A 6,812-nucleotide genomic window follows, 5' to 3' on the forward strand; every position below is an offset into this window, starting at 1 on the left:
GCATAGAGCTGGGTGACGGCGTCGACCAGATCGCCGAGTCCGGCGGGGCGGTCGGTGCGCCACCAGGCGAGCCGGACCGGAATGCGTGGACCATCCTTGATGGGCCGGTAGGTGACGCCGGGGTGCAGGTGACGGTGGGCGGTGGCCTCGGCCGTCGTCCCCACCCCACGACCTGCGGCGATGGCGTCGAGCCAACTGTCGACGTCGGTGGATTCGATGAACCGGGGTGGCTGATCGGAGTCGGCCCACAGTGCACTGCTGGTGCTTCCGACCCGAGGGTCGATGACCACGGCGCGGTCGGCGATCTCGGCCATGCTCAGTTGGCGGCGGCGCGACCATTGCGGATCGTCGGAGGCGAAGGCGACCAGTCGGCGTTCCAGGCCCACCACCACTGAGTCGAACCTCTTCTCGTCGACGGGGCGGCGAGTGATCGCGACGTCGCACACACCCTCGACCAGACCCGCCGTCGGCGAGTTGTGGCGGACCAGCTCCAGCTCGATGGTGTCGTGGCGGTGTGCCCAATCGCGTTGCAGGCGCGCGGTGTGCCGCCCAAGTGCCGCCCAGGCATACCCCAGCCGCAGGACATCGTGCCGCGAAGTCAGGAACTCGGTGAACCTGTCCGCCTCGGACAGCACCCGCTGAGCGTGCGGCAGTACCTGCTTGCCGGTGCTGGTCAGTTCGCACCCGCGTGGTACCCGCCGAAGCAGTCGGTCGCCGAGCACCTTCTCAAGACCCGCGATCGTGCGCGAGACCGCGGCCTGCGAGACGTACAGCTGCGCAGCGGCATCGGTGAACGACCCAGCCTCGGCCGCAGTGACGAAGAAGCGCAGCTCGCGAAGGCTCCAGTCCATAACCAAATCGTATGGCAGCTCCAAAACATGCACTAGGTCGATGGCGATGTCGTCACCTACGTTCGTGGCATGGATTCCCTCGACACCAGGGACGGCGCGCGCACCGCGCCGGTCCGCGGCGTGCCAGTGTCGGCCGCGACGGCGACACCGCGTCAGCGCGCCGCGGGGATCGCCCTCATCCTCGGCAGCTCCGCGTCCAATCAGGTCGGTGCAGGCCTCGGCGCCCTGGCGTTCCCCACCATCGGTCCGGTCGGCGTCGTCGCGGTGCGTCAGTTCGTCACCGCGGCCGTCCTCACCCTGATGGTGCGACCGAAGTTGCGAGGGCTGCGCAAGGATCAGTGGTGGCCCATCCTCGGTCTGGCATTGGTCTTCAGCGTGGTGAACATCTGCCTGTACGTCGCGATCGAGCGCATCGGATTGGGCCTCGCGGTCACGCTCGAGTTCCTCGGCCCCCTCGCCGTCGCAGTCATCAGCTCACGGCGGTGGCTCGACGCCGCGTGTGCCCTTCTGGCGGCCGTCGGCGTCGTGGTGCTCACCAACCCCGGGCCCACCACCGATGTGATCGGCATCGGGTCGGCACTGCTGGCCGCGATCGCCTGGGCCTGCTACATCCTGCTCAACCGCACACTCGGCCAACGCTTCACCGGGCTGCAGGGCACCGCCACCGCCAGCCTCGTCAGCGCCGCCGTCTGGACGCCGATCGGATTGGCCTGGTTCGTCTTTCACGGACCGACCGCGGCGTCCATCGCCCTGGCCGTCGCCTGCGGCCTGCTGGCGTCGATCGTGCCCTACGCCGCCGACGTGATCACCTTGCGTCGGGTCCCGGCCCAGGTATTCGGCACGTTCACCAGCATCAATCCCGTGTGGGCCGCCTTGGTCGGGTGGGTGATGTTGCATCAGGCCCTCGACCTCCACGAGTGGGTCGGCATCGCCCTGATCGTCCTTGGCAACGTCCTGGTCACCCTCCGAGGATTCGCACCGGTGAAACCGCCGACCGGCGATCACGCCGTCGGGTGACCGACGACACGTGCGGCGGAGTGGGTGCAGCCGGTTCGGGCCAGAAGTGGCAGTGCGCGAACGACTCCCGGCGTGCACCCCGAAATGGGTGAGCAAAAGCTCTCGCTCAAATCTCCGAATCCTGGGTTTTGGAGGAAAATCCGCTGGGTACTTCCTTGCGGTCCGCAGAGAGGCAAGGGTGCCGGCCGCGGAGCAGGAATCGAGATCAGACGGGGTCGAAGATGAAGAAGATCAGTCGTTGGTTCATAACCGTGGCGTCAGTGCTGATGGCATCCGCAGCCCCGGCCGTCGTCGCGGCTCCCGCGTACGCCGAAGCCTGTCCGGACGTGGAGGTGGTGTTCGCACGCGGGACCTTCGAACCCCCAGGCATCGGCAACACTGGGCAGGCGTTCGTCGATTCGCTGATCGCGAAGAGCGGCGGAAAGTCCGTCGACGTCTACGCCGTGAATTATCCTGCCTCGCTTGACTTTGCCACGGCAGCCGACGGCGTCATCGACGCCAGCAACAAGGTCCAGGAGATCGCAAACACCTGTCCCAACACCAAGATCGTGCTCGGTGGGTACTCGCAGGGTGCGGCCGTGACGGCCTACATCACCGCAGACGCCGTGCCCGCAGGTTTCAACCTACCGCCAGGGCTCACCGGGCCCATGCCCCCTTCGGTGGCGAATCACGTTGCGGCAGTGGCCCTCTTCGGTAAGCCGTCCAGTGGCTTCATGCAGATGATCTACACCGGCGCACCGCCGATCACCGTCGGCCCCGGATACACCGCCAAGACCATCGACCTGTGCATCCCGGATGATCCTGTGTGCTCGACCTCGGGCGGCGGCAACAACGGTGCCCACGGCATGTACGTCGCCGATGGCTTGACCGATCAGGCCGCGGACTTCGCGGTGGGCAAGCTGCCCAAGGGAAGCTCGACCTAGAAGCACCCTCATCCACCCACGAGTGTGTGGGTCGTCTCGGGAACTCCCACAGTTCCACCCGACGACCCACACACTCGTCTCGTACCGACCCGCACAGTGACCCTCGACACGAATGCGGCCCGATGGGAACAATGCTCGCCGCAAACAGGTTCGACGCACACGTGCGCCGGATCATTCAACTCCTGACCGCGGCGCAGTGTCGCCGACCGAACCTCGTGGAAGCCTGTGGGCGACGCTGATGCGCCAAGGCCCGCTCGCCGGTCGGTACCCCGCCGTGGCCGCCATGGTCACCCTCGCGCTGATCCCCTATCTCGCGCTGTCCGCGGCACTCGATCCGCTGGTGCCGATCATCTCCGAACAGCTGCACATGTCGCCCCAGGCGATGAGCCTCGGGTCGGGCCTCGGCAACGCCGCCTACGCGGTGGGCACGGTGCTGGCGGTGCAGTTCGCCCAGCACCTTCCGCAGCGCAGGATGCTGATCCTGTACGCGGTCGTACTGGTGGTGGGCTCGGTGCTCTCGGCAGCCGCTCAAGGCCAAGTCATGTTCATCACCGGACACGTGCTGCAGGGGCTGGCCACCAGCATGTTGCTGATCGCCGCCGCACCGCCGCTGACGATCGGCTTCCCGAAGGCGAAGCTTCGCCACACCGCCGTGATCATGAACATGTGCGTCTTCGGTGCCGTCGCCCTCGGGCCGTTCGTCGGCGGGGCACAGGCCGAGATGCAGGCGTGGCGACCGCTGTTCTGGATCATCGCCGCGATCGCACTGCTGGCATTGGTGATGGCCGCCCTGACGTTCGAGGACGCCCCGCCCGCCGACCTCGACGCGCCGCGTGACCTGCCCGCGATCGGTTTGGCGGCGGTCGGCTGTGCGGCGGCGTTCATCGGGGCCTCGCAGTTGACCACGCACGACTTCACCGACGCCGCGGTCTCGCTGCCGATGCTCGGCGGGCTGATTCTGATCGTGAGCCTGGTGGTCTACCAATTCCGGGCCCGGCGCCCCCTTCTGACCGTCCGCACGATGCTCACCAGCGCCATCCCCGTCGCCGGCGTCGGCGTCGCGCTGTTCGCCGCTGCGGCGTCGGTCGCGGCGACCGCACTGACGGCCAACGTGCTGCTGCAGACGTACAGCCCGGTGCACGTCGGGCTGCTGTACCTGCCCGAGCTCGGCGGCGCCGTCGTGATGGCGGTCGTATTCGGCATCGTCATCAACCGCCGTGCCCTGCACTACCTTCCGCTGGTCGGCATGGTGTTGCTCGCGGCAGGCATCGTCGTGTTCCGGATCGCCCTGCCCGCCAACCAGCCACTGGTTCTGGTCGCCGCGGCACTGACCGGACTCGCCCTAGGCGCCACCGTCGCGCCCGCCTTGTTCGTGGCCGGTTTCTCGCTGCAATCCAACAGCCTTCAGCGCGTGTTTGCGATCATCGAGCTGTTCCGAGCGGTGGCCGCGTTCATGGTCGCGCCGATCCTGGCTCATTTCGCGGCGACGGCGTCCTCCGATCTCACGGCGGGCACCGGGGATGCGCTCTGGATCGGTTTCGGACTGGCGATCGGCGGCGCAGTGTTCGGGGTGGGGGTATACGCGCTGAGCGGGGCGAGGCCGCAGAAGCCCGATCTGGACGGGTTCCTCGACGGTGACGATCCCGCCTGGTACTCGCCGCCGCTTCTGGCCCGGCTCAGGCCGAGCGCGTCGGCCGCCCCTCGAGGGCTGGCGCAGGACGCCGCGCAGCCCATTGCCGTACCCGACCGGCCGGAGCACGCGGCTGGCGTTGGGACGGTGCTGTTCGCCTACGACGGATCCGACCGCGCCGCGTGTGCCATCTCGCGGGCAGCGACCCAGCTCGCGACGGGACGTGAGGCGCTGGTCGTCTGTGTGTGGCAGCCCGTCGACGTCGGGTTCACCCCGTCCGACGGAAGCCATTTCGACGCCGACCGCGCCGTCGAGGTGCGGCGCGCTGCGGAGCGCACCGCAGCGCATGGGGCGTCGCTGGCCGAGGAGGCCGGCTTCCACGCGCGCAGCATTGCGGTCGAGGCCGCTCCGACGTGGAAGGGCATCGTCGCCGCAGCCGACGAGCACGACGCCGTTCTGATCGTGCTGGGCCCCCATCGCCGCGACGGACTACTTGGGCACTTACAGGGCAGTGTTGCCGCCGCCGTCGTCGCGCACTCGCCGACGCCGGTTCTGATCGTCCCCGAACAGTCGGTCGTCAGTGCAGCGGCAGGAAGCTTCCGTTGATCCAGACACCCCAGCGATGCCCGAGTTGCTCCCAAACCACGGGCGTGGTGGGTGACCAGTCCGGGGTCGGCGGCTTCTTGGGCGCATCCGGCGGCGGTGGATCCCCAACGGGATAACCCGGCGGCGGGGTCGGCTCGGCGCCGGCGATACCTCCGCCGAGCACGCCCGCGGTCAGTCCGCCAAGGACGATTCCGACGGCGGCGACGGTCTTGATCAGCTTCATGGACGTGTGGCTCCAAGTTTCGGCGATCGAATCTGTAAGTAGATCTAACCACTAATCGCGGCCCACGACAGTCGCGGCCCGTTCCTGCCAGCCGGGAGCGGCCGATACCTGCTGGCAGGTACCCGCGGTGGAGGCCAGCGGCGCTGCGCGCACCGATCCAGATGCGGCAGCCTTCTACGTGACAAGCTCACAGCATCTCCGAAGGGAATCCCCATGAAATCCAGCGCCGCACCCAAGGCCACGTCCGGACGACGAGGATTTCGCTGGCTCGCGGCGGCCGCAGTGGCCTGCGCGGCAGTGATCGGACCGCAGGCCGCGGGAGTTGCCGCCGCGGAGCCCGCGTGCTCGGCGGTCCAAGTCGTGTTCGCCCGCGGAACGTTCGAGGCACCAGGCATCGGTGAAACCGGGCAGGCGTTCGTCGATGCCCTCAACGCACGGCTGGGCGCGAATCCCGTCGGCGTCTACGGCGTCGACTACCCAGCGTCGCTGGACTTTCAGGCAGCCGCCCAGGGGGTCGCCGACGCGAGCCGCCAGGTGCAGCAGATCGCCGCGACCTGCCCCGCCACCAAGATCGTGCTCGGCGGCTACTCCCAGGGCGCTGCGGTCGCCGCGTACACCACCTTCGATGCGATCCCCGCTGGATTGGCGTTGCCCGACGGCATCACCGGGCCGATGCCGCCCGAGATCGCCAATCACGTCGCCGCCGTCGTCCTCTTCGGCACTCCGGACAACTGGTTCCTCAATCTGGTCGACCGCGACGCGCCGCCCATCACCGTGGGTTCGCTCTACACCGCCAAGACCATTCAGTTGTGCGATCCCGGCGACCCGGTGTGCTTCCCGGGTGGGCTGGACCGGTCGGCCCATAGTGCGTACAAGAGCAACGGGATGGCCGACCAGGCCGCCGCGTTCGTGGTGAACCTGCTGCCCGCGTCGGTCACTCGGCAACCCGTCTGAGCCGATGCTTGACTTCACCTGCGAGCGGGTAAGTCGTTGCAGTCAACCCGGCCACACACAGGAATCGAGCGTGACTATGACCAATCGGACGACGACCAACCGGACGACGACCCGGACGCAACGAAGCTTCTCCGTCGCCGCTGGGGTAGCCGCCGTAATCGCGTTGAGCACGCTCACCGCGGCGTGTGGCGGAAGCGACAGCGGCACCGATTCCTCGAGCACGACCTCGAGCACGAGTACGACGACCACCACGGTCACCACGACGGACACGACGGTGCCACCGACGACGCCCGCCGGGACGACGGCGCCAAGTGCTGGCGCAGGCGAGGGTGGCGCGACGGCTGAGGTGCCAGGCGCAGGCGCTGGCGCGGGACCAGGGGGCGCAACGGCTGAGGTGCCTGGCGCCGGGGCCGGTGCAGGACCAGGTGGGGCAACGGCCGGAGTCCCCGGCGCAGGTGCAGGCGCAGGCCCCGGCGGGGCAACGGCCGGAGTCCCCGGCGCAGGCGCGGGTGCCGGACCCGGCGGCGCAGGTGCCTGCGCTGGCGGCGTATGCGTCGGAACCGGGGGCTAACCGGCCGACGCGAAGCTGAAGATCAGCCACGACGGTC

The 6,812-nt window shown here is 68.6% G+C and carries 7 protein-coding genes; 4 read left to right on the forward strand and 3 right to left on the reverse strand.

What is annotated here, in order from left to right; all coding sequences use genetic code 11:
* A partial coding sequence (locus ABW137_RS14170) for a LysR family transcriptional regulator (RefSeq protein ID WP_526400933.1) occupies window positions 1-851 on the reverse strand: 851 nt, incomplete at its 3' end.
* 69 nt (window positions 852-920) lie between these two features.
* On the opposite strand from ABW137_RS14170, the gene ABW137_RS14175 reads away from it, so the two are divergent.
* The 3 genes from ABW137_RS14175 (at window position 921) to ABW137_RS14185 (ending at window position 5,027) form a co-directional block, all read left to right on the forward strand.
* Window positions 921-1,868: an EamA family transporter gene (locus ABW137_RS14175; protein WP_526400935.1), complete on the forward strand. Its 948-nt coding sequence runs from the start codon at window positions 921-923 to the stop codon at window positions 1,866-1,868.
* 221 nt (window positions 1,869-2,089) lie between these two features.
* On the forward strand, window positions 2,090-2,791 hold the full coding sequence (locus tag ABW137_RS14180; RefSeq protein WP_526400937.1) for a cutinase family protein: 702 nt from the start codon (window positions 2,090-2,092) through the stop codon (window positions 2,789-2,791).
* A 238-nt stretch (window positions 2,792-3,029) separates the two neighbouring features.
* Window positions 3,030-5,027 carry an MFS transporter gene (locus tag ABW137_RS14185; protein ID WP_526400939.1) on the forward strand — a complete coding sequence of 666 codons (1,998 nt, stop codon included), beginning with the start codon at window positions 3,030-3,032 and terminating at the stop codon, window positions 5,025-5,027.
* On the opposite strand, the gene ABW137_RS14190 is transcribed toward ABW137_RS14185, so the two are convergent.
* The gene (locus ABW137_RS14190; RefSeq protein ID WP_526400941.1) at window positions 4,999-5,250 is read right to left on the reverse strand and encodes a hypothetical protein; all 252 of its coding nucleotides are present in this window, start codon (window positions 5,248-5,250) and stop codon (window positions 4,999-5,001) included. The two genes, ABW137_RS14185 and ABW137_RS14190, sit on opposite strands and share 29 nt — an antisense overlap.
* Before the next feature lie 213 nt (window positions 5,251-5,463).
* Between ABW137_RS14190 and ABW137_RS14195 the strand changes: the two genes are divergently transcribed.
* Entirely contained in the window at window positions 5,464-6,204 is a 741-nt protein-coding gene (locus tag ABW137_RS14195; protein WP_526400943.1) for a cutinase family protein, read from the forward strand.
* Window positions 6,205-6,246: 42 nt separating this feature from the next.
* On the opposite strand, the gene ABW137_RS14200 is transcribed toward ABW137_RS14195, so the two are convergent.
* Window positions 6,247-6,474: a hypothetical protein gene (locus ABW137_RS14200; RefSeq protein ID WP_526400945.1), complete on the reverse strand. Its 228-nt coding sequence runs from the start codon at window positions 6,472-6,474 to the stop codon at window positions 6,247-6,249.
* Window positions 6,475-6,812: the final 338 nt, after the last annotated feature.

This window comes from Mycobacterium sp. (assembly GCF_040509115.1).
In the GTDB taxonomy this organism is placed as follows: domain Bacteria; phylum Actinomycetota; class Actinomycetes; order Mycobacteriales; family Mycobacteriaceae; genus Mycobacterium.